Origin of the sequence: Acinetobacter sp. YK3 (assembly GCF_001729365.1) — a bacterium.
Lineage (GTDB): Bacteria > Pseudomonadota > Gammaproteobacteria > Pseudomonadales > Moraxellaceae > Acinetobacter > Acinetobacter vivianii.
In genome coordinates this window covers 31,408-50,965 of the sequence record NZ_LZPJ01000115.1, presented here as the reverse complement: position 1 = coordinate 50,965, position 19,558 = coordinate 31,408, and the positions used below count along the sequence as shown (strand labels likewise).

General features: G+C 43.6%; 17 protein-coding genes. 7 read left to right on the top strand and 10 right to left on the bottom strand.

The features are described 5' to 3' along the window. Positions 1 to 25 precede the first annotated feature (25 nt). The 3 genes from A9Z07_RS14135 to leuC form a co-directional block, all read right to left on the bottom strand. Entirely contained in the window at positions 26 to 604 is a 579-nt protein-coding gene (locus A9Z07_RS14135) for a hypothetical protein (protein WP_004774240.1), read from the bottom strand. 135 nt (positions 605 to 739) lie between these two features. Then, positions 740 to 1,390, bottom strand: a complete 651-nt coding sequence (gene leuD / locus A9Z07_RS14130) for a 3-isopropylmalate dehydratase small subunit (RefSeq protein WP_069579485.1) — start codon at positions 1,388 to 1,390, stop codon at positions 740 to 742. A 12-nt stretch (positions 1,391 to 1,402) separates the two neighbouring features. Then, the gene (gene leuC / locus A9Z07_RS14125; protein ID WP_069579483.1) at positions 1,403 to 2,821 is read right to left on the bottom strand and encodes a 3-isopropylmalate dehydratase large subunit; all 1,419 of its coding nucleotides are present in this window, start codon (positions 2,819 to 2,821) and stop codon (positions 1,403 to 1,405) included. A gap of 344 nt (positions 2,822 to 3,165) precedes the next feature. On the opposite strand from leuC, the gene A9Z07_RS14120 reads away from it, so the two are divergent. Beyond that, positions 3,166 to 3,372 carry a DUF2061 domain-containing protein gene (locus tag A9Z07_RS14120; protein WP_004774234.1) on the top strand — a complete coding sequence of 69 codons (207 nt, stop codon included), beginning with the start codon at positions 3,166 to 3,168 and terminating at the stop codon, positions 3,370 to 3,372. A 52-nt stretch (positions 3,373 to 3,424) separates the two neighbouring features. Beyond that, a complete protein-coding gene (locus A9Z07_RS14115; RefSeq protein ID WP_004774233.1) occupies positions 3,425 to 4,288 on the top strand; it encodes a LysR family transcriptional regulator in 864 nt (287 codons plus the stop codon). A gap of 98 nt (positions 4,289 to 4,386) precedes the next feature. On the opposite strand, the gene A9Z07_RS14110 is transcribed toward A9Z07_RS14115, so the two are convergent. Beyond that, positions 4,387 to 5,037 carry an HAD family hydrolase gene (locus A9Z07_RS14110; protein ID WP_069579481.1) on the bottom strand — a complete coding sequence of 217 codons (651 nt, stop codon included), beginning with the start codon at positions 5,035 to 5,037 and terminating at the stop codon, positions 4,387 to 4,389. Positions 5,038 to 5,220: 183 nt separating this feature from the next. Here A9Z07_RS14110 and A9Z07_RS14105 point away from each other — a divergent pair, with 183 nt between their 5' ends. After that, positions 5,221 to 5,697 (top strand): RNA pyrophosphohydrolase, encoded by a 477-nt coding sequence (locus A9Z07_RS14105; RefSeq protein WP_004656060.1) that lies wholly within the window; start codon positions 5,221 to 5,223, stop codon positions 5,695 to 5,697. A gap of 93 nt (positions 5,698 to 5,790) precedes the next feature. Beyond that, a complete protein-coding gene (gene ptsP / locus A9Z07_RS14100) occupies positions 5,791 to 8,085 on the top strand; it encodes a phosphoenolpyruvate--protein phosphotransferase (protein ID WP_069579479.1) in 2,295 nt (764 codons plus the stop codon). A gap of 68 nt (positions 8,086 to 8,153) precedes the next feature. Here ptsP and A9Z07_RS14095 read toward each other — a convergent pair whose 3' ends face one another. Then, the gene (locus A9Z07_RS14095) at positions 8,154 to 8,603 is read right to left on the bottom strand and encodes a hypothetical protein (protein ID WP_069579498.1); all 450 of its coding nucleotides are present in this window, start codon (positions 8,601 to 8,603) and stop codon (positions 8,154 to 8,156) included. A 602-nt stretch (positions 8,604 to 9,205) separates the two neighbouring features. Between A9Z07_RS14095 and A9Z07_RS14090 the strand changes: the two genes are divergently transcribed. After that, a complete protein-coding gene (locus A9Z07_RS14090) occupies positions 9,206 to 10,726 on the top strand; it encodes a catalase (RefSeq protein ID WP_069579477.1) in 1,521 nt (506 codons plus the stop codon). A 124-nt stretch (positions 10,727 to 10,850) separates the two neighbouring features. On the opposite strand, the gene A9Z07_RS14085 is transcribed toward A9Z07_RS14090, so the two are convergent. From A9Z07_RS14085 to A9Z07_RS14065, 5 genes are all read right to left on the bottom strand, one after another. Continuing rightward, positions 10,851 to 11,903: an MBL fold metallo-hydrolase gene (locus tag A9Z07_RS14085; RefSeq protein ID WP_004774224.1), complete on the bottom strand. Its 1,053-nt coding sequence runs from the start codon at positions 11,901 to 11,903 to the stop codon at positions 10,851 to 10,853. 353 nt (positions 11,904 to 12,256) lie between these two features. Further along, on the bottom strand, positions 12,257 to 12,865 hold the full coding sequence (locus tag A9Z07_RS14080; RefSeq protein ID WP_047431290.1) for a glutathione S-transferase family protein: 609 nt from the start codon (positions 12,863 to 12,865) through the stop codon (positions 12,257 to 12,259). A gap of 52 nt (positions 12,866 to 12,917) precedes the next feature. Further along, positions 12,918 to 13,613 (bottom strand): helix-turn-helix transcriptional regulator, encoded by a 696-nt coding sequence (locus A9Z07_RS14075; protein WP_047431292.1) that lies wholly within the window; start codon positions 13,611 to 13,613, stop codon positions 12,918 to 12,920. Positions 13,614 to 13,684: 71 nt separating this feature from the next. Then, on the bottom strand, positions 13,685 to 14,359 hold the full coding sequence (locus tag A9Z07_RS14070; RefSeq protein WP_069579475.1) for an HAD-IA family hydrolase: 675 nt from the start codon (positions 14,357 to 14,359) through the stop codon (positions 13,685 to 13,687). Beyond that, on the bottom strand, positions 14,356 to 15,288 hold the full coding sequence (locus A9Z07_RS14065) for an RluA family pseudouridine synthase (protein ID WP_069579473.1): 933 nt from the start codon (positions 15,286 to 15,288) through the stop codon (positions 14,356 to 14,358). The genes A9Z07_RS14070 and A9Z07_RS14065 overlap by 4 nt, the downstream gene beginning before the upstream one ends. A gap of 432 nt (positions 15,289 to 15,720) precedes the next feature. On the opposite strand from A9Z07_RS14065, the gene A9Z07_RS17920 reads away from it, so the two are divergent. Continuing rightward, a complete protein-coding gene (locus tag A9Z07_RS17920) occupies positions 15,721 to 15,867 on the top strand; it encodes a hypothetical protein (RefSeq protein ID WP_004637771.1) in 147 nt (48 codons plus the stop codon). A gap of 211 nt (positions 15,868 to 16,078) precedes the next feature. Continuing rightward, the gene (locus tag A9Z07_RS14060; RefSeq protein ID WP_069579471.1) at positions 16,079 to 19,435 is read left to right on the top strand and encodes an Rne/Rng family ribonuclease; all 3,357 of its coding nucleotides are present in this window, start codon (positions 16,079 to 16,081) and stop codon (positions 19,433 to 19,435) included. Positions 19,436 to 19,558 lie beyond the last annotated feature (123 nt).

The window sequence follows — 19,558 nt, the reverse complement described above, 5'->3', positions numbered from 1 at the left end:
AAGCAGTTTTGACACTGCGAGCCGATTAAACCTTTTTCTCAACAAACTCGCCTAAACCTGTACTGACATCAAAAGGACGGCAGAAACGGCGAATAGTATGTTGCTCTTGCTGTAAATCTACACATAGCGGATCAGGTACAGAAACCTTGAGTAAGCTGCCTGATGAGCGATGTGTTCTGTCTCGATACATTTTAAAGGTATAGCGCACATGCGGTTTAAACGCATGAATGACATGGAAAGTTTCTGCACGATCTGGAGAAATAGGATAGAAACGAATGACAACTTCATATTGCTTGGCAGGTACGCTTAAATAGACCTGCTGCTTTCGGCTGAATACCGAACCATGTAATCGAACAATCCCCCGTCCCATTGCCTGCTGGCTGATCCGGTGGGTCTTTGCATCGATTACCGCAATATCCCCGATTCGTTCAAACTCACAATTCTCAACGCCTGAACAATATAAAGTCGTGTTGTCCGCCTTACTTTCCAGCATGTTCTGTGCAATACGAACCTGATCAACCACGTTCGGTGCATTTTGACACGCGGTTAAAGTCGTACCAACACATAGACACAGTAAAATACTGCGAGCGAGTCTTCTTCTCATTATTCAAGCCCAGTCCTCATGCCTTGTTAACATGTAAGCAAAAAATTATTCGCTAGCATGTTAACAAGAGTTCAATGTCTGCGCTATGGCTATGTTAAAAATGTCCAAGACGAAGTGTAATTTCGTCCACTCAAATTAAGCCTGAATGTCCTGAAAGACCCAAGGACGTGCCTGTTTTGCTTTGGCTTCATAGGCACGAATATCGTCTGCAACCTGTAAAGTTAAGCCGATATCATCCAAGCCATTCAATAAACAATGTTTACGGAATGGATCAACTTCAAATTTAAATGCTTCACCTGTCGGCGTACGAACTTCCTGAGCATCCAAATCAATGGTTAACTGATAACCTTCATTTTCGGCACATTCTTTAAATAACTGATCCACAATCTGTTCAGACAAGATCACAGGCAACATGCCATTTTTAAAACAGTTATTAAAGAAAATATCGGCAAAGCTTGGTGCAATCACGGTACGGAAACCATATTCACTCAATGCCCACGGCGCATGCTCACGGCTTGAGCCACAACCAAAATTGGTACGTGCCAATAAAATACTAGAACCTTCATAACGCGGCTTATTTAAAACGAAATCAGGATTTTTTGGACGTTTGCTAATGTCCTGCCCCAAATAACCTTCATCCAAATAGCGCAACTCATCAAATAAATTGTCGCCAAAACCAGTACGTTTAATCGATTTCAAAAACTGTTTTGGAATAATCAAATCGGTATCAACATTGGCACGATCTAAAGGTGCAACAATACCTTGCTCTACAGTGTATTTTTTCATGATTCTGCTCCCTTAGAATGAACGAACATCAACAAAATGGCCTGCAATTGCTGCCGCAGCTGCCATCGCTGGACTCACCAAATGGGTACGTCCGCCATTGCCCTGACGACCTTCAAAATTACGGTTTGAAGTCGAGGCACAATGCTCACCAGGTTGTAATTTATCGGCATTCATCGCCAAGCACATTGAACAACCTGGTTCACGCCATTCAAAGCCCGCTTCCAAGAAAATCTGATCCAAACCTTCCTGTTCCGCCTGCTGTTTCACCAAACCAGAACCCGGAACGATCATGGCCTGCTTGATACTCGCAGCCACTTTACGACCTTTTACCACGTCGGCAGCTGCACGGATATCTTCAATACGTGAATTGGTACATGAACCAATAAATACGCGATCTAACTGAATATCAGCCAAGGCCTGTCCAGCTGTTAAACCCATATATTGATAAGCACGGGTCCAGTCATTGCGTTGCACGTCATCTTTAGCTTGCTCTAAAGTCGGCACGGCTTGTGTCACCGGAATCACCATTTCTGGCGAGGTGCCCCAAGACACTTGCGGTTCAATCTCGGCACCATTCAATACCACAACCGCATCAAATACCGCATCATCGTCTGAATGTAAGGTATTCCAGTATTCAACCGCCTGATCCCACTGTTCACCGGTTGGCGCATAGTTACGATCTTTGACATAGGCAATGGTCTTGTCATCAACAGCCACCATTCCCACACGGGCACCGGCTTCAATCGCCATATTACATACCGTCATACGGCCTTCGATTGACATATCACGGAACACTTGCCCACCAAACTCGATGGCATAGCCTGTACCACCCGCAGTACCAATTTTGCCGATAATCGCCAAGACCACATCTTTAGAGGTTACGCCCTTGCCCAATACACCATCGACACGTACCAACATGTTTTTCGATTTCTTCTGTACCAAACATTGCGTTGCCAATACATGTTCAACTTCTGAAGTCCCAATACCATGTGCCAAGCAACCAAAGGCACCATGCGTTGCAGTATGCGAGTCACCACACACCACAGTCATACCCGGTAAAGTTAAACCCTGCTCTGGCCCAACAACATGCGCGATGCCTTGGCGAATGTCATTAATACCAAACTCAACGATATTAAATGTTTTACAGTTATCGTCTAAAGTCTGAACCTGAATACGAGAAGTATCATCTTCAATCCCAGCAATCCCCTGTTCACGCTCTTTTTTAGAAGTCGGTACGTTATGGTCAGGGGTTGCGACATTGGCACTTAAACGCCACGGTTGACGACCAGCAAGTTGTAAGCCTTCAAATGCCTGAGGGCTGGTCACTTCATGCAATAAATGACGATCAATATAAATAAGGCTAGAACCATCATCGCGTTGTTTTACTAAATGGTCGTCCCATAATTTGTCGTACAAAGTTTTGCCTGCCATGTCGTCGCTCTCCATCGTGCTTGCCATCGGACTGGGTATTTTTTATCTTGAATTGATTATAGCAATGCTTTTACATAAATCTAATTTATCATTTTTATAAATTAACAAACTTTTTGGAATGATAAATTTTCTTCTCGGCTCATCTTTGTGCTTTCAAATGAAAAGCATGCGAAATCAATCTGATCCTGCCTGATCTTAACTTTAATGTCATTTTTTTTAATCATATTTAAGTGAATGTTCATTCTATTTATAAAAACTATCGTCATAAATTGAAATTTCTTTTTTACATTTCAAATGATAATGATTATTATTTAATTAAATAGAGATTCTGTAGGGTGAAGCCGATGTCAAATATTCAACAATTCGTAATGAATAATAGTAGGACTTTGAAAAAAACCTTGAGTTATTACATCATGCATATTAGTGTGGCGATGCTCGTTGCATATATCATTACAGGCAATTGGATCATGGCGGCAACCTTAAGTTTGATTGAGCCAACAGTACAAGCCTTTGCTTTTTTCTTTCATGAAAAAGTCTGGAATTATTTCTAATTCAAAAAATTGCACATAAAACCAATTTAAAATCTCTCCCGGATAAGCGTGTATGAACCTCGCAGCTTTTGAAGCATTTGTAAAAGTGATGGAAACTGGTTCAATTTCTATTGCAGCAGAACAATTATTTATTACCCAGCCTGCAGTGACCAAACGGATTCATAGCTTGGAAGACTACTTTGGCGTCAAGCTATTTGAATCCGCAGGTCGTGGCATTCAACCGACTCATGCAGCACATTCTCTATTGCCCAAAGTCCAAACCTGGCTGAATAAACTGGGTGAGATTCATCATACCCTGAGTCATGAACAGGCACAGGTACAAGGTCGTCTCAAGATTGGTACCAGTCACCATATCGGTTTACATCATCTGGCTGAGCCACTTAAAAATTTTGTTCAGCATTTTCCTCAAGTCACCTTAGATGTCCATTTTGTCGATTCTGAACAGGCGCATGAACAGGTATTGGCAGGCGAACTAGAACTGGCCTTTTTAACCTTACCTCCAGTCGGAGATGATCGGCTCAACTATGTCACCATCTGGAATGATCCGTTGGTATTTGTTACCGCGCCCTTCCATCCCTTGGCACAGCAAACTCAGCTTAAGCTCGAAGACCTGATAGCTTATCCAAGCTTATTACCAGCAGCACAAACCTATACCAGTCAGATTACTTTGGCAGAATTTGAAAAGAATAATCTCAAGCCAAAAATCACCATGAGTAACAATCCGTTAGAATCCATCCGCATGTTGGTATCGATTGGTTTAGGCTGGTCTGTTTTACCCAAAACACTGGTCAATCAGGATTTAAAACAGCTAGATCTACAGCTGGATATGCAACGTCAACTTGGTATGGTCTGGCATCCAGCTCGCATCCAGTCTAAAGCGGCTGAGGAGCTGATTCGGATGATGCAGGTAGGATAAATAATCCATCCTTTGCTGTATAAACATTGGTACGATAAAAAACCTCCACTTATGGGAGGTTTTTTATATTCTTCAAAATAGACAGGGATATAGAGACTTTAGATTGACCAGTCCTGAATTTCCCAAGCTTGCTCTTGCGCCAGTTTTTCTAAACGGTCATCTGGATTGACTGCAATCGCATGGGTCGCATATTCCAGCAAGAAACGGTCATTGATCGAATCTGAATAAGCCCAAGATTCATCTACGGTTCGTCCAGCCAGCCATTGATCCAGACGTGCCAGCTTACCTTTTTGATAACATGGAATTCCTGTGACCTTGCCCGTGTATTTACCATCAACAACTTCAGCACTGGTGGCAATAATTTCTGTAATACCAAACTCACGGAAAATCGGCGCGGTAATAAAATCACTGGTCGCGGTAATCCCCACAATGGCATGCCCGAGATCCTGATGCTTTTTAATCGCATCAAATCCTTTCGGGCGCATTTGTGAACGAATGACTTTTTGCATAAACAACTGATGTAATTCAGTTAAATAGTGATTATCGTGCTTGGTGAGAAATTCAAAAACAAATTCATTATAGGCAATCGGATCCAGTTGCCCTGCTTTATAGTCTTCGTAAAATTTGTCGTTCATTTGACGATGATGAACAGGATCAACCAAAGCTTCACTGACCAAAAACTCGCCCCATGAATGGTCAGAATCGGTATTTAACAGGGTATGATCTAAATCAAACAAAGCCAATTTCATATAAATGCTCATTTAAATGCAAATTAAAGAAAAAAAACGTAAATCTATTTCCGTAAGTCACTAAAAATTCGTTAAGATCATAGCAATTTAAACATTTTACTTTGACCTTTTTCGAGTTGGACATGGAAGATAGTCTGTCCCCGAGATCAAAGTCAACGATATAGATAAAATTTAGGTAGCCAAATGATCGACTCAGAAGGTTTCCGACCCAACGTCGGGATCATTTTGGCAAACGATGACGGACAGGTTTTATGGGCAAAACGCATTGGTCACAATGCATGGCAATTTCCACAAGGAGGGATCCAATTTGGTGAAACCCCTGAACAGGCACTTTTTCGTGAACTGAGAGAAGAAGTCGGTTTATTGCCCGAACACGTCCAGATTATAGCGCAAACAAAAGGTTGGCTGCGTTATCGTTTGCCACATCGGTACATTCGGTCAGATTCAGATCCGGTATGTATTGGACAAAAGCAAAAATGGTTTTTACTGAAGTTAACGGCCTCGCCTCATCATATTCAGTTAAACCTGTCAGACCCACCCGAGTTCGATGAATGGCAATGGGTGAGTTACTGGTACCCATTGGGTCAAGTGGTCAACTTCAAGCGTGATGTTTACCGTAAAGCCATGATGGAATTATGTTTACAACTACCTCAGCGTTAATTGTCATAGAATCATCATTTTAAGCAATGATTTTTGGCAAGAGAGCTGTTATAACTAGGCCTATAACGATTCAATAAACTGGAGTAAACATCCATGTCAAACATGCAACTCGACACCCTTAGACGCATTGTGCAAGAAATTAATGCGTCCGTCAGTTTGCATGATTCTTTGGACATTATGGTCAATCATGTGGCTGAAGCCATGCATGTGGATGTCTGCTCGATTTATTTACTGGACGAACGTAATCGCCGTTATGTGCTGATGGCATCGAAAGGTCTTAAACCTGAAGCCGTCGGCAATGTCTCGTTAAATATCGGTGAAGGTCTGGTTGGTTTAGTCGGGCAACGCGAGGAGATCGTGAACCTCGACAATGCGCCGAAGCATGACCGCTTTGCTTATTTACCTGAAACAGGCGAAGAGCTATTTAACTCGTTCCTTGGCGTGCCTGTGATGTATCGTCGTAAAGTAATGGGCGTACTTGTGGTTCAAAATAAAGAATCGCAAGACTTTAGCGAAGCCGCAGAATCCTTTTTAGTGACGCTATGTGCACAACTTTCAGGTGTCATCGCACATGCACATGCGGTCGGCAATATTGATGTGTTCCGCAAGCCAACCACTGGCTCAACTTACAAAACATTCCAAGGTGTTTCAGGTGCAGGCGGTATCGCACTGGGTCGTGCCATCGTGCTCTACCCGCCTGCCGATCTTGCTGCCATTCCAGATCGTGAAGCAGAAGATATCAGCGAAGAACTGGATTTACTGGATCAAGCCATTGCTTCGGTTCGTCAGGAAATTCAGTCCTTAGATGAAAAAATGCAAGATTCCCTCATGTCGGAAGAACGGGCGTTATTTAGCGTGTTCTTACGAATGCTGGATGAAAATGCCTTACCTAGTGAAATTAAAGACCATATTCGTGTAGGAAGCTGGGCCCAAGGTGCAGTGCGTAAAGTGATCGACAAACATGTTGCGCTGTTTGCGCAAATGGAAGATGACTACCTGCGTGAACGCGTTTCTGATCTCAAAGATCTGGGCCGTCGAATTCTAGCCTGCCTGCAAGAAGCGGATTCAAGCCATCGTGAGCTCAGCCCTGACAGCATTCTGATTGGTGAAGAAATCAGTACCGCTGCTCTAGTGGAATTGCCTGTTGATAATATTGCCGCAATCGTCACCTCGGAAGGTGCTGCCAACTCACATATGGTGATTGTGGCGCGTGCATTAGGTATTCCAACAGTGGTCGGTGTTACAGAGTTGCCAATCACTACTCTAGATGACATTGAAATGATTGTCGACGCTTATCAAGGTCGTGTCTTTGTCAATCCACCACGTCGCTTACGCCAACGTTATAAAGAAGTTCAGAAAGAAGAAGAACAGATCGCTAAAGATTTAAAGCAATACGAAACCAAAGATGCGATTACACCTGATGGCATTTCTATTCCGTTATTCGTCAATACAGGTTTAATGATTGATGTGGTGCGTGGTGTTCAGCGCGGTGCCAAAGGTGTAGGTTTATACCGTAGCGAGATTCCCTTCATGCTACGTGAGCGCTTCCCTGGCGAAGAAGAACAACGCGCCATCTATCGCCAACAGCTTAGCCATTTTGCCAATAAACCAGTGATTATGCGTACCCTTGATATTGGTGCGGATAAAGACTTGCCCTACTTCAGTATTGAAGAAGAAAACTCAGCGCTAGGCTGGCGTGGACTGCGTTTTACGCTGGATCATCCTGAAATTTTCTCTGCACAAATCCGTGCCATGCTCAAAGCCAGCATTGGCCTGAATAATCTGCATATCCTGCTGCCGATGGTAACCAGTGTCAGCGAAGTAGAAGAAGTGCTGTACCTGCTTGAGCGTGACTGGGTTGCAGTACAGGAAGAAGAACAGGTCAAGATTACCAAGCCTAAAATCGGGATTATGGTCGAGGTGCCGAGTGTGCTACTGCAAATTGATGAGTTTGCCGAACTAGTCGATTTCTTCTCGGTAGGTTCCAACGATTTAACCCAGTACTTGTTGGCAGTTGACCGTAATAATCCACATGTTGCCAACGTGTATTCACATTTCCACCCATCGATTTTACGGGCCTTGAAACGTCTGGCAGAAGATTGCCATAAACACCAAAAACCTGTCAGTGTGTGTGGTGAAATGGCGGGCGATCCATTGTCTGCGATTCTGTTAATGGCCATGGGCTTCAATACGCTATCAATGAGTTCTAGTAATATTTTGCGTGTACGCAAAGCAATCTGCCATGTGCCAATGAGCGACGCCAAAAAACTGCTTGAAGATGTGCTGCAAATGAACAATCCGCTGGTGATTAAAAGCTGGCTTGAACATTATTTCAGAACCCACGGTCTTGCCGACATGGTGAAATCGAACCGTCTGGTCAGTGTATAAAATACCATTCACACAATCATAAAAAGAGCGCCCCTTTAAAAGTGGCGCTTTTTTTATAGCTAGATTTTTTATTTTAAATAAACCTGTTGCTTTCCTTGACCAAGATTCACCTTCGGAAATTGGCGGTCGTAATCAATCACAATGGCATCTTTAGCCCTTAGATTGTTGCTATCAGATTGCCAAGTCACATAATAACTAATCTCAGCATCATCACGGACTTGCGTTTGAATCAACTGACGATGCCCTGCGGGCACATTAAACTCAACACTAAACGGCACTTGTGATACCTGCACTTTCTTTTGCTGAATTAAAGTCGCTGGCACATCAGCTATGCGACTTTCTACTGCATATAAACTGACTGTACCTTGCTGTGGCTGAACGGCATGGTTGCCTGTCCCCACAAACTCAACCGTCAAAGCGGTGGCTTGGTTGGCCTTATGTTCAGAAGTCTGCGACATGGAGGTACAACCTGTTAGTAAAGTTAAAGATAAACCAAGGCTCGTTACTATTTTTTTCATTGTTTTTATCTCATCATGAAAGAGCTCAAACATAGCATGCCTTGAATTAAAATCATGATGACTTACATATTTTCAACCTAATCTCTTATCTCAGACCTCTTAATGAGATATTGCTCTTAAGGATGAATGCTCAAATATTGATGAATAATTAAACTATTTGTGCAATTGAATGCTGCTTTACACAACTGCAACAGGCCAATCCCCCTATTTCCGCACCAGCCATCATCATCTTTCATTTCTTCGTTCAGCGATTTTCATGTAGTTGAATGGTTGAGCAAAATTACAATAAAACTTTTATTTTTCATGAGTTTTTTGATTTTTTTAACAATTTTTATATCCAAAAATGCTCAGCTCAAGTTTAAGATTTAGACAGCTTCAATCGAATAAAGCATTTATGACATCAACTTTAATCCATTGGAAAAAAAGCTTTCATCAACCTAGAGTAAAAATACAAAGGATGTAATCTGATTCATTACAAATCTCAATTAGGCATCTGAAATTTTGATACCCAATTTGTATATGTTCCAGTAAGCATTCATATCTTTGAACGGTCAAATGATTGAGATGACCAAGCTCACAGGTCATCTTGATGGAGATAGAACATGAGCCAAGACGAAAAAAAATGTCCTTATAGCCACCTCACCACTGATTTTGGTGCACCCGTTGTCGATAACCAGAACAGTATGACCGCAGGCGCCAGAGGACCATTATTAGCCCAAGACTTATGGCTAAATGAAAAACTTGCTAACTTTGTCCGTGAAGTGATTCCTGAGCGCCGTATGCACGCCAAAGGTTCAGGTGCATTTGGTACGTTCACGGTTACACATGATATTACCCAATATACCCGCGCTAAAATCTTTAGCGAAATCGGCAAAAAAACCGAAATGTTTGCCCGCTTTACCACAGTTGCAGGTGAACGTGGTGCAGCAGATGCGGAACGCGACATTCGCGGCTTCGCCCTAAAATTCTATACCGAAGAAGGTAACTGGGATATGGTGGGCAATAACACCCCTGTATTCTTCTTGCGTGATCCACGTAAATTCCCAGATTTAAACAAAGCAGTAAAACGTGACCCGAAAACCAACATGCGTAGTGCAACCAATAACTGGGATTTCTGGACTTTATTGCCAGAAGCATTACATCAGGTCACCATCGTCATGTCAGACCGTGGTATTCCTTCAAGCTACCGTCATATGCATGGTTTCAGTAGTCATACCTATAGTTTCATTAACGCAGCCAATGAGCGTTTCTGGGTGAAATTTCACTTCAGAACTCAGCAAGGTATTCAAAATCTGACTGATGCTGAAGCGGGTGAATTGGTTGGTCAGGATCGTGAAAGCCATCAACGTGATTTATTCGATGCAATTGAACGTAAAGACTATCCAAAATGGACACTCTTCGTTCAAGTGATGCCTGAACAAGATGCGGAAAAAGTTCCCTATCATCCGTTTGATTTAACCAAAGTATGGCCACACGGCGATTATCCGTTAATTGAAGTGGGTGAGTTTGAACTGAACCGTAATCCTGAAAACTTCTTCCTTGATGTAGAACAATCTGCTTTTGCACCAAGCAACTTAGTGCCAGGGATCAGTGCTTCACCCGACCGTATGTTGCAGGCGCGTTTATTCAACTATGCCGATGCACAACGCTACCGTTTAGGTGTGAACTACCAGCAAATTCCAGTCAATGCGGCACGCTGCCCTGTACATAGTAATCACCGTGACGGTCAAGGCCGTATCGATGCCAACTATGGTGGTTTACCACACTACGAGCCAAACAGCTTCGGTCAGTGGCAAGAGCAAACTCAGTATAAAGAGCCACCATTGAAAATTAATGGTGATGCCGATTTCTGGGATTACCGTGAAGATGACAATGATTACTTCAGTCAACCACGTGCCTTGTTCGAACTCATGACACCAGAGCAACAAGATGCATTATTTGGCAATACAGCGCGTGCCATGGGCGATGCACTCGACTTCATCAAGTATCGCCATATCCGCAATTGCTATGCTTGCCACCCAGCGTACGGTGAAGGTGTTGCGAAAGCATTGGGGATGACCGTTGCTGATGCACAAGCTGCACGCGAAACTGATCCAGCGCGTCATTTACCAAGCTTTCTGTAAGCCTTGAAATACTAAATAAAAAAGCCATCTTCGGATAGCTTTTTTATTTGTGTGCATAACGATTTATGCAAGATTTGACTAGAATAACAACCATGACCATGGATGTATCAACTTACACCAGCTTTTAAGCCCGAATAAAATGCCCTTCTCGAATGCAATAGAAAGGATTAACCAGTTTCGAAGAAGATTTCATGGCATGCTGCAATTCATGTTCAGGAGAATCACGATCTTCATCTGTCAACTGAAAGGTACGATAATGAATCGCCAGTGAACGGTGCGCATGCAAATCTAAATGCGCATGAAATGCATCTTGTGGATTCATGTGCACATAACGCATCAACATTCGTGGTTCATAAGCACCTATCGGCAATAATGCAATTCGGGCATCGCCATAGCGCTCATGGATTTGTTTAAAATGCCCTGAATAACCAGTATCCCCCGCAAAAAAACAATGCCCTGTCTTGGCAAGCAAAGAAAAACCACCCCATAAAGCACGGTTCTGATCGCGCACGCCACGTCCAGATGCATGTTGTGCAGGTGTATAGGCAATCTTTAACTCATCATGAAACGGGATTTCCTGCCACCAATCCATTTCAATCACATGCAAATGCTTCGGCAGGTAATAGGCATTACCTAAACCAGTATAAATCGGCATTTCAAATTTTTGATGTAACCATTCTAGAGTCGCTAGATCCATGTGGTCATAATGATTATGACTCAATAACACCCCATGAATAGTCGGGAGATGTTCTAGTGCAATTCCTGCGGGACATACACGGCGTGGGCCATTGCCCTGCTTCGGGCTGGCATATTCACACCAGACGGGATCAGTCAGAAAGTTATAAGGGCCGATTTGAATTAAAATCGTAGCGTGTCCCACGAACCAGATTTGCCAGTCATTTAAGTCCGCATGCGGACGGTTTTGAGGCAGTTCCAGCATTTGATTGCGTAAATTGGACTCATGAACACGATCAACATTCCATGTATAGGACTGACGTGTCGCCAACCACTTTAGCAGCCCTTTTCGATCAAACGGCGTTAACGGTTTCTGCAAATTATAGAAACGGTCTATCCCGCAATGATCAGAAGCCTCATGTGGAAACGGAGGTTTCACCCAAGTATGACTCAAGCAAGATTGTGTCGGCAATTGATAGGTTAATGTCGGCTTATCTTTCATGTACTTCTTCTTTGGTGGAATCTAATCGCATGAGGTCCATTATGTTATATCCCTATGATTACGGCGTGTTTTCAATGTTATCGCGTTTTAAATCATCATGATTTTTTGACTACAAAGATGACATTTCATCACAACACAATCGGTCTTTGATCCTAACATAAGGTTTTTAGTTATGCTGATTTTCTAGAGCTGAGTCAACACAATTTTACTGAACTAATAACGCTCAGTGACATTTCCATCTAAACGTTAAACAAAGAGTTTTTCATTTATATTTTTTATTTTGATTTGATCGTTTATAGGCACTGCAAAAATTAAAAAAGCCGAACGAGTCGGCTTTTTAGGAGGATGAGAATCTAAGCATTGCTAAAAAAGGCAGCAAATTTTTGATAGCTTGGACGCTGCTTAATATTGTCCAGATAGCGTTCAATTGCAGGATGAGATTCAACCTCTCCCATCTTAAGCTGCCAGAACAACATCGCGGCAACAGTTACATCCGCAGCGGTGAACTGCTTTCCACATAAATACGGATCAACTTCACTCAAGCCTTGTACAAAGGCATTATAGGCATCGTGGTAGTCTCCATATCCGACAGATCCTTTCTGATCGGGTTTCACCTCAACGCCCAGCATTTTATTGGTTGAAGCAGCCTCCCAAGGCCCAGAAATAAAGAACAACCAGCGATAATAAAGGCCGCGTTTTGGATCATTGAGTGCAGGTGCCAAACCTTTGTCAGCAAACTTATCGGCTAAATACGCACAAATCGCATCAAGCTCATACACCACGATATCATCGTCCACCAATACCGGGACTTTGCCAAATGGATTGATTTTTAAGTACTCAGGCGCTTTCATTTCTGTTTCAAAGGCCACTTCGATGCGCTCACACTGCACACCCAATTCGATGAGTAACCAGTCGACAACAACGCCACGTGAGAAATTATTGGTATAAAGTTTAAGTGCCATGTTGATATTTCCTTAGTGAGTTATTCTTATTTCAATGTAATTGTTTAGATTGTCAGTTTCTGTCAGTAGTCGAACACACCTCTTGAATCCACCATTGTTGAAAGAGCTGCTGTTTAAATTGCGGATAAAGCTCCTGACTCAGGCTTAACTGTCGAATACGGTCAATCCGAAAGTGCCGAAAACTCTGTCGCAACTCACACCATGCCGCCAGCACAATCCGATCATTAAAATAACCTAAAGCAAAAGGCCACACGGTACGAGAACTGATACGTTGTTGTTCATCTGCATAATCGACGACAATTTTGACTTGCTGACGGATGGCCAAACGTACTTGCTCTACCAGATTTTCATCCACGGGTAACCAGGCGTTAATTGAGCGTAAGGTGGTTTGTTCAAGTAAATGTCGACAATGTTCAGGCAATACCGCATTGAGTTTCGCCAATACCGACGTTGAAGCCGATTTTAAAGCCAGATCTGGAATTTCACTCAACCAGTTTAAGGCTAGGAAGATGGCCTCAATTTCGGTTTCGTTCAAGGTCATTGGCGGTAACAGGAAATCTTCTTTGAGTTGAAAACCCAAGCCTGCCGCAGCATCAATATTCACACCTTCGGCGCGTAATGTTTCAATGTCACGATAGACACTGCGCTGACTAATCTGCAATCGCTCTGCCAATACCTGCGCAGTGACTGGATAGCGATATTCTCTGAGTAGTTGTAATAAATTGAGCAAACGGATCGATCGGCTCATACAGTCCCTATTTTTATTATGGATGACGGGAAAGCGAACTCTCCCCTCATGATCATTTTATCTTAAGCGGCTTAACTTTCAGTTAAATCAGCAACCTTGAGGAGGCTTTGTAAATAACCATGCAAGTCCTGCACGTTATGCGCGATGGTTAATGGCTGGTATTGCTGCAAAGTTTCAATACTGTGCACCCCATAACTGACCCCGATACGCGGCATACTCAGGTTTTGTGCCATTTCCAGATCGTAACTGGTATCCCCAACCATAATAGCGCGTTCAACCGCTACATCCATCTCGGCAAGAATCTCCTGCAACATCAATGGGTCTGGCTTGGACTTGGTTTCACTCGCGGCACGGGTAATATCGAACAGTGCATGGCTATTGGTTTGTGCCAATACACGGTCCAGACCTTTACGGCTTTTGCCTGTCGCTACGGCAAGCTTGAGACCTTGCTGCTTTAAATCCATCAATAGCTCAGCGACACCATTGAACCAGACATCACCTTTCGAGTTTGCCACATAATGATCGGCATAGCATTGCAAAAGCTCTTGATGCAAATTAGGTACTTGCGGAAACAGGATCTGCATCACTTCGGGTAAACCTAAACCAATAATGCTTTTCGCGGCTTCATCAGTCAGTGGCTGCTCAAATTGTTGTGCTGCATATTGCAAACTAGCCACAATCTGGCCTACCGAGTCGAATAAGGTGCCATCCCAATCAAAAATGATGAGTTCGATATTCTGCTTCATTTCTGCTTTCTCAACTCGTCAATCACCTGCTGCATATCTTCGGGCATCGGTGCATCAATCACTGGATAATTCGGAATTTCCAAACGCATGGCATGCAGGCACAAACGGCGTGCTGCTGGGCCGTTATACACTGTATTGTGTCCATATTTATCGTCCCCCACCAAAGGATGACCAATACTTAAACCATGTACACGAATTTGATGGGTACGACCTGATAATGGTGATGCATGAACCAGAGTTGCTGTTTTAAAGCGCTCAACCACTTTCCAGTCTGTCTTACTTGGCTTACCTTCAGAAGTAACACGGACACGACGCTCGCCATTGGCTAGTTCATAACGCAATAAAGGCGCATCAATCATTTGGCGATCCAGACTGACTTGCCCTTTGACAATAGCCGCATACGTTTTCTGGATCTTATGTTCGCGCAGGAGATCCTGTAGCAATTTTAGAGTACTGCGCTTTTTACTGACCATCACCAGACCTGAGGTATCACGGTCAATACGATGAATCAGTTCTAAATATTTTTTACCTGTGGCAGCCCGTAACGCTTCGATCAAGCCATAGGCCACACCACTACCGCCATGCACGGCGATACCCGAAGGCTTATTAATGACCAACAGACCTTCATCTTCATAAACCACACGGCTCAATAAGCTTTGCGCAACGCTATCGCTTACAGGTGCAGCCGTTTCATCCTTTTGTTCATAACGAATTGGTGCGACACGAATCTGGTCGCCAATGCTCAAACGTGTTTCTGCTTTTATTCTTTTTTTGTTTACGCGTACTTGCCCTTCACGAATCAAACGGTAGATTCGACTTTTTGGAACACCTTTTAATCGGGTAAATAAAAAATTATCTATTCGCTGCCCGTCTTGATGCTCATCCACGTCAAACCAAGTGACACTTTGCCATTGTTGTGTAGAATTCATACGCTCGATTAATCCAAGATTTGCTAAATATGATTAAAAAATGATCATTTAGCTAAGTTATTTCACAAGAAACCTAAACTTAGCCCATAGGCAGATGCTGCAAGGTTTGGTATATTCAGCGCACGGATACCACCGTAAGTGAGCATCAAATCAGAAATTTTATTTAGATAAAATTTTAAATCGATGAGATATTCACCAATAACTCGGATAGGTCCTAAAGAATTATGCCGACGCCGAAGGCTTATTATATCGGCAAAATGGCAAACTGTTGCGTTTAATTGTGCATCAGCACATACAGTTTGTTCAGAAAAAATATGTCGCCAGCAATTTGCTGGTTATTAAACGTAAACTGATCCACATCAGACAATTTGCTCCCTGATGTCGCATTCAGGCTAAAGCGTTGATGCATTGGAACTGCCAAGCAGAGATACGATGATCATTCCGTATCAAGACTTCCAGATGGATCGACTTCAATGCTTAATGACAGTGAAAGTCACCATCCAATGCACCGCTCACCCGCCAGTGAAGCGTACAGGAAACTTTGATTATGTCGGATCTAGTGATATTTCACAGATGTAAGACATGCCATGAAATATCAACGGATTCAAGATTGAAGCAGTATTGCTAACATCGGAATAACCGAATCAAAGCCCCCAGCTGGATACTTACAGCCAGTGGTTTCAGAGCTTCCTACACAAAGTTGCTTCTGAGTCTTGATCGCGCCAATTTGATGTTTGCTCAAAAATATTGGGCTTATTGTTTGTGTGTATCACTATTAGGTGTCACACCCATGAAACGTATGTTGATTAATGCAACCCACGCCGAAGAAGTTCGCGTTGCACTTATCACCGGTAATCGCCTTTACGATTTCGATTTAGAGAATCGTACTCGCGAACAAAAAAAATCAAATATTTATAAAGGTCATGTTACTCGCGTTGAGCCATCTTTAGAGGCGGTTTTCGTTGAGTACGGCGCACAGCGTCAAGGCTTTTTATCAATGCGAGAAATTGCAAACTCGTACTTCAAAGCTGACCCTCGTCAAACTTCAAACATCCGTGAACTCATCACTGAAGGCACTGAATTACTGGTTCAAGTTGAAAAAGAAGAGCGTGGCAACAAAGGTGCTGCCCTATCGACTTTCATTTCCCTTGCAGGCCGTTATTTAGTTTTAATGCCGAACAATCCGAAAGGTGGCGGTATCAGCCGTCAGATTTCAGGTTCGGTACGTGAAGAACTCAAAGAAATTTTAGCGTCTTTAAATGTACCGCGTGGCATGAGCGTGATCGTTCGTACCGCAGGTATTGGCCGCACTCAGGAAGAACTGCAACTCGACTTGCAACACTTACTTGACCTTTGGGCACAAATCCAAGGTTCAGCAAGTTCAGGTCCATCACCAATGCTGGTACATCAAGAAGCAGGCGTGGTGACACGTGCCATTCGTGATTATTTACGTGATGATGTGGCTGAAATCCTGATTGATAGTGAGCAAGCCTATAACGAAGCCTATAACTTCGTAAAAGCAGTGATGCCACGTCAGCTTGATAAATTAAAAACCTATACTTTAAATGAGCCTTTATTTGCTCACTTCGGTATCGAAAGCCAAATCCAGACTGCCTATGAGCGTGAAGTAAAACTGCCTTCTGGCGGTTCAATCGTGATTGACCAGACTGAAGCTTTGGTATCAATTGATATTAACTCGGCGAAATCAACTCGCGGTCACGATGTTGAAGAAACAGCACTCAATACCAACCTTGAAGCAGCTGAAGAAATTGCACGTCAACTTCGTTTACGTGATATCGGCGGTTTAGTGGTCATCGATTTCATCGACATGACCAAAGACCGTAACCAGCGTATGGTTGAAGCCAAATTACGTGAAGCAACGCAAAGCGACCGCGCACGTATCCAGTTCGGTCAACTATCACGTTTTGGCCTGATGGAAATGAGCCGTCAACGTTTACGCCCTTCTCTTGAAGAAGCGACAGGTTACGTGTGCCCACGCTGTCATGGTACAGGCATGGTGCGTGACTTACGTTCATTGTCACTTTCGATCATGCGTAAGGTTGAAGAAATTGCATTACGCGAACGTCAAGGTGAAGTTCAAGTTGAAGTCCCTGTTGAAATCGCAGCATTCTTATTGAATGAAAAGCGTCACAGCCTTGTTTACTTAGAACAAACGTCAAATGTTCGTGTAACAGTATTACCGCATCCGCACTTGGAAACGCCGCACTACCAGATCCAGTTCAATCCAGATGGTTTTGCGCCGTCGAGTTATGAACGTACTGAAGCAACTCGTTCGAGTGAAAAAGAACTCGGTTATGAGTCTTCTGACTGGCATTTGGAAGATGCAGAGCATCACCATGCACCTGCACAAAATCAAGCAGCTGCACCACAGAAGAAAGCAGCACAAAATGCGGCAGCACCAGCAAAACAAGCTCAACAGGCTGTTGCACAAAAGTCAGCAAGTCCTTGTGCATGGTTAGAAAACCTGTTTGTTCAAAAACAAGCGCAAACCACAGACCAATCTCGTTCGGCACAAAATGCTGCAGCTGCGATTGAGCAAATGGTAAATAATGGCGCAGTGAGCCGTGGCCAGTTTGGTCAGGTGAATGCACCTGTTGCCACTGAAACTGCTGCACCAGCGGCAAACAATGCCTATATCTCACAAAATCCTGTGAAACAGGAAACGCGTGAGCAGTTTGAGAAAGACGAAAAACCACATCGTCCGAATCAAAACCAGAAGAAACGTAAGCACAAAGAGCAACGTGAACAACACGCCCATGCACATGAACAACAAAATCAAGTGCACGAAGAAGTGGTTCAGTTGTCACGTCAGGAACAGCGCCAAGAGCAACGCGAACTGAAACGTCAACAAAAACGTCAGCAATCGCAAGAGCCTCAAAACCAGCAACAGCATCATGATGCTGCTCAAGGCAATGAGAATGCGCCATTACCACGTCGTGACCGCAACCAACAGCGTCCGAACCGTCCAAACCGTCATCGTGACCAAAGCGTGTTGAATGAAGCACCTGCGGCTACAACTGCAGCGCCTGCGAATCCACAACAGGTTAAAGTTGATGTTGTTGATGCACCACGTTCAGAACCAATGAACACGGCATTGATCGTGAACATTGACCAAGGTCAAAGTGAGATTGTTGCACTGAATCCACAACAAGCACCTGCACCTAAAGCAAAAGCTGAGGTTGCTCCTGCTGTTGTTGAAAAAGCTGAAACAAAACCTGCGGTTCAAGCAGAACCAGTCGTTGCGAAAGAAGCACCTGCTGCAACTGCAGAAGAAGCGGTTCAAGCACCTGTAAAACGTGCCAGCAATGATCCGCGTTCTCGCCGTCGTCAACGTGGTGCTCAAGCACCTCAGAAAGCCGCTGCACCAAAAGTTGCACCATCGCAAATTCCTGCGTTGGGTCAATACACGCTAGGTAGCTTGATTCGTCATGTGTATGGCGAAGACTGCACCATCTTGATTGAGCAGTTTGGTTTAATCACGACATTTAACCGCGCCCTACAAAAGTTTGCTGAGCAATATGCAAGCACTCTCGTTGTAGAAACAGTGGTTGAAGAAGAAAAGCGTCCTGTAACACGTGATGCTGAACTTCCAAGCAAGCAAGTCACTGAAGAAGCTGAACCAGCACCAGTGTTAGCATTAACACCACCTGAAGCATCCACAGTGCGTGTTGCAAACGATCCTCGTGAACGTCGTCGTTTAGCAAAACTTGCTGCTGAGCAAGCTAAAGAAGCGCATATTGCTTCGAACGCGACTCCAGCTCCTGTCGAAAACACTGAATCGAAAGAAGAAGTGAAAACAGAAGAAGCGGTTACTCCAGCAGAAGAAACTGTGGTTGCAGCGCCAGAGCAACAACCATTAGAGCTTGCGACTGAGACAACTGCAGCGCCAGCAGAAGTAGCACCAATTGAAGCTGTCGAAGCACCAGTGGCTAAAGCTGAAGCGAAGTCTGAAGTAACAACTAAAGTTGCTGAGAAAGCCCAAGCTGCTGAAAAAGCAGAACAGGCAGCACCTGCAACTGAAGCAGAGTCTGAAGACGAAGCTGCAAAAGCAGAAAAAGAGAAATCGAGCCGCCCGCGCCGTCCACGTGGACGTCCACCCAAAAAAGCTGCAGCTAGCAATGAGTAATTTGCTAAATTGCACTCAATAAGGCTAAGCCTAGTCATTTCGGTGACTAGGCTTTTTTGTTATTTTGTCAAATTAGGTTGATTGCTCTAGGGACTTACCATTACAAAACAGCATCAACGACAA

Coding starts and splice junctions, on each gene's coding strand:
- A9Z07_RS14135 (WP_004774240.1), bottom strand. CDS start 604: ATGAGAAGAAGACTCGCTCGCAGTATTTTACTGTGTCTATGTGTTGGT.
- A9Z07_RS17920 (WP_004637771.1), top strand. CDS start 15,721: ATGATCATTCCGTATCAAGACTTCCAGATGGATCGACTTCAATGCTTA.
- A9Z07_RS14120 (WP_004774234.1), top strand. CDS start 3,166: ATGTCAAATATTCAACAATTCGTAATGAATAATAGTAGGACTTTGAAA.
- A9Z07_RS14090 (WP_069579477.1), top strand. CDS start 9,206: ATGAGCCAAGACGAAAAAAAATGTCCTTATAGCCACCTCACCACTGAT.
- ptsP (WP_069579479.1), top strand. CDS start 5,791: ATGTCAAACATGCAACTCGACACCCTTAGACGCATTGTGCAAGAAATT.
- A9Z07_RS14110 (WP_069579481.1), bottom strand. CDS start 5,037: ATGAAATTGGCTTTGTTTGATTTAGATCATACCCTGTTAAATACCGAT.
- A9Z07_RS14080 (WP_047431290.1), bottom strand. CDS start 12,865: ATGGCACTTAAACTTTATACCAATAATTTCTCACGTGGCGTTGTTGTC.
- A9Z07_RS14075 (WP_047431292.1), bottom strand. CDS start 13,613: ATGAGCCGATCGATCCGTTTGCTCAATTTATTACAACTACTCAGAGAA.
- A9Z07_RS14095 (WP_069579498.1), bottom strand. CDS start 8,603: ATGAAAAAAATAGTAACGAGCCTTGGTTTATCTTTAACTTTACTAACA.
- leuD (WP_069579485.1), bottom strand. CDS start 1,390: ATGAAAAAATACACTGTAGAGCAAGGTATTGTTGCACCTTTAGATCGT.
- A9Z07_RS14085 (WP_004774224.1), bottom strand. CDS start 11,903: ATGAAAGATAAGCCGACATTAACCTATCAATTGCCGACACAATCTTGC.
- A9Z07_RS14105 (WP_004656060.1), top strand. CDS start 5,221: ATGATCGACTCAGAAGGTTTCCGACCCAACGTCGGGATCATTTTGGCA.
- A9Z07_RS14115 (WP_004774233.1), top strand. CDS start 3,425: ATGAACCTCGCAGCTTTTGAAGCATTTGTAAAAGTGATGGAAACTGGT.
- leuC (WP_069579483.1), bottom strand. CDS start 2,821: ATGGCAGGCAAAACTTTGTACGACAAATTATGGGACGACCATTTAGTA.
- A9Z07_RS14060 (WP_069579471.1), top strand. CDS start 16,079: ATGAAACGTATGTTGATTAATGCAACCCACGCCGAAGAAGTTCGCGTT.
- A9Z07_RS14065 (WP_069579473.1), bottom strand. CDS start 15,288: ATGAATTCTACACAACAATGGCAAAGTGTCACTTGGTTTGACGTGGAT.
- A9Z07_RS14070 (WP_069579475.1), bottom strand. CDS start 14,359: ATGAAGCAGAATATCGAACTCATCATTTTTGATTGGGATGGCACCTTA.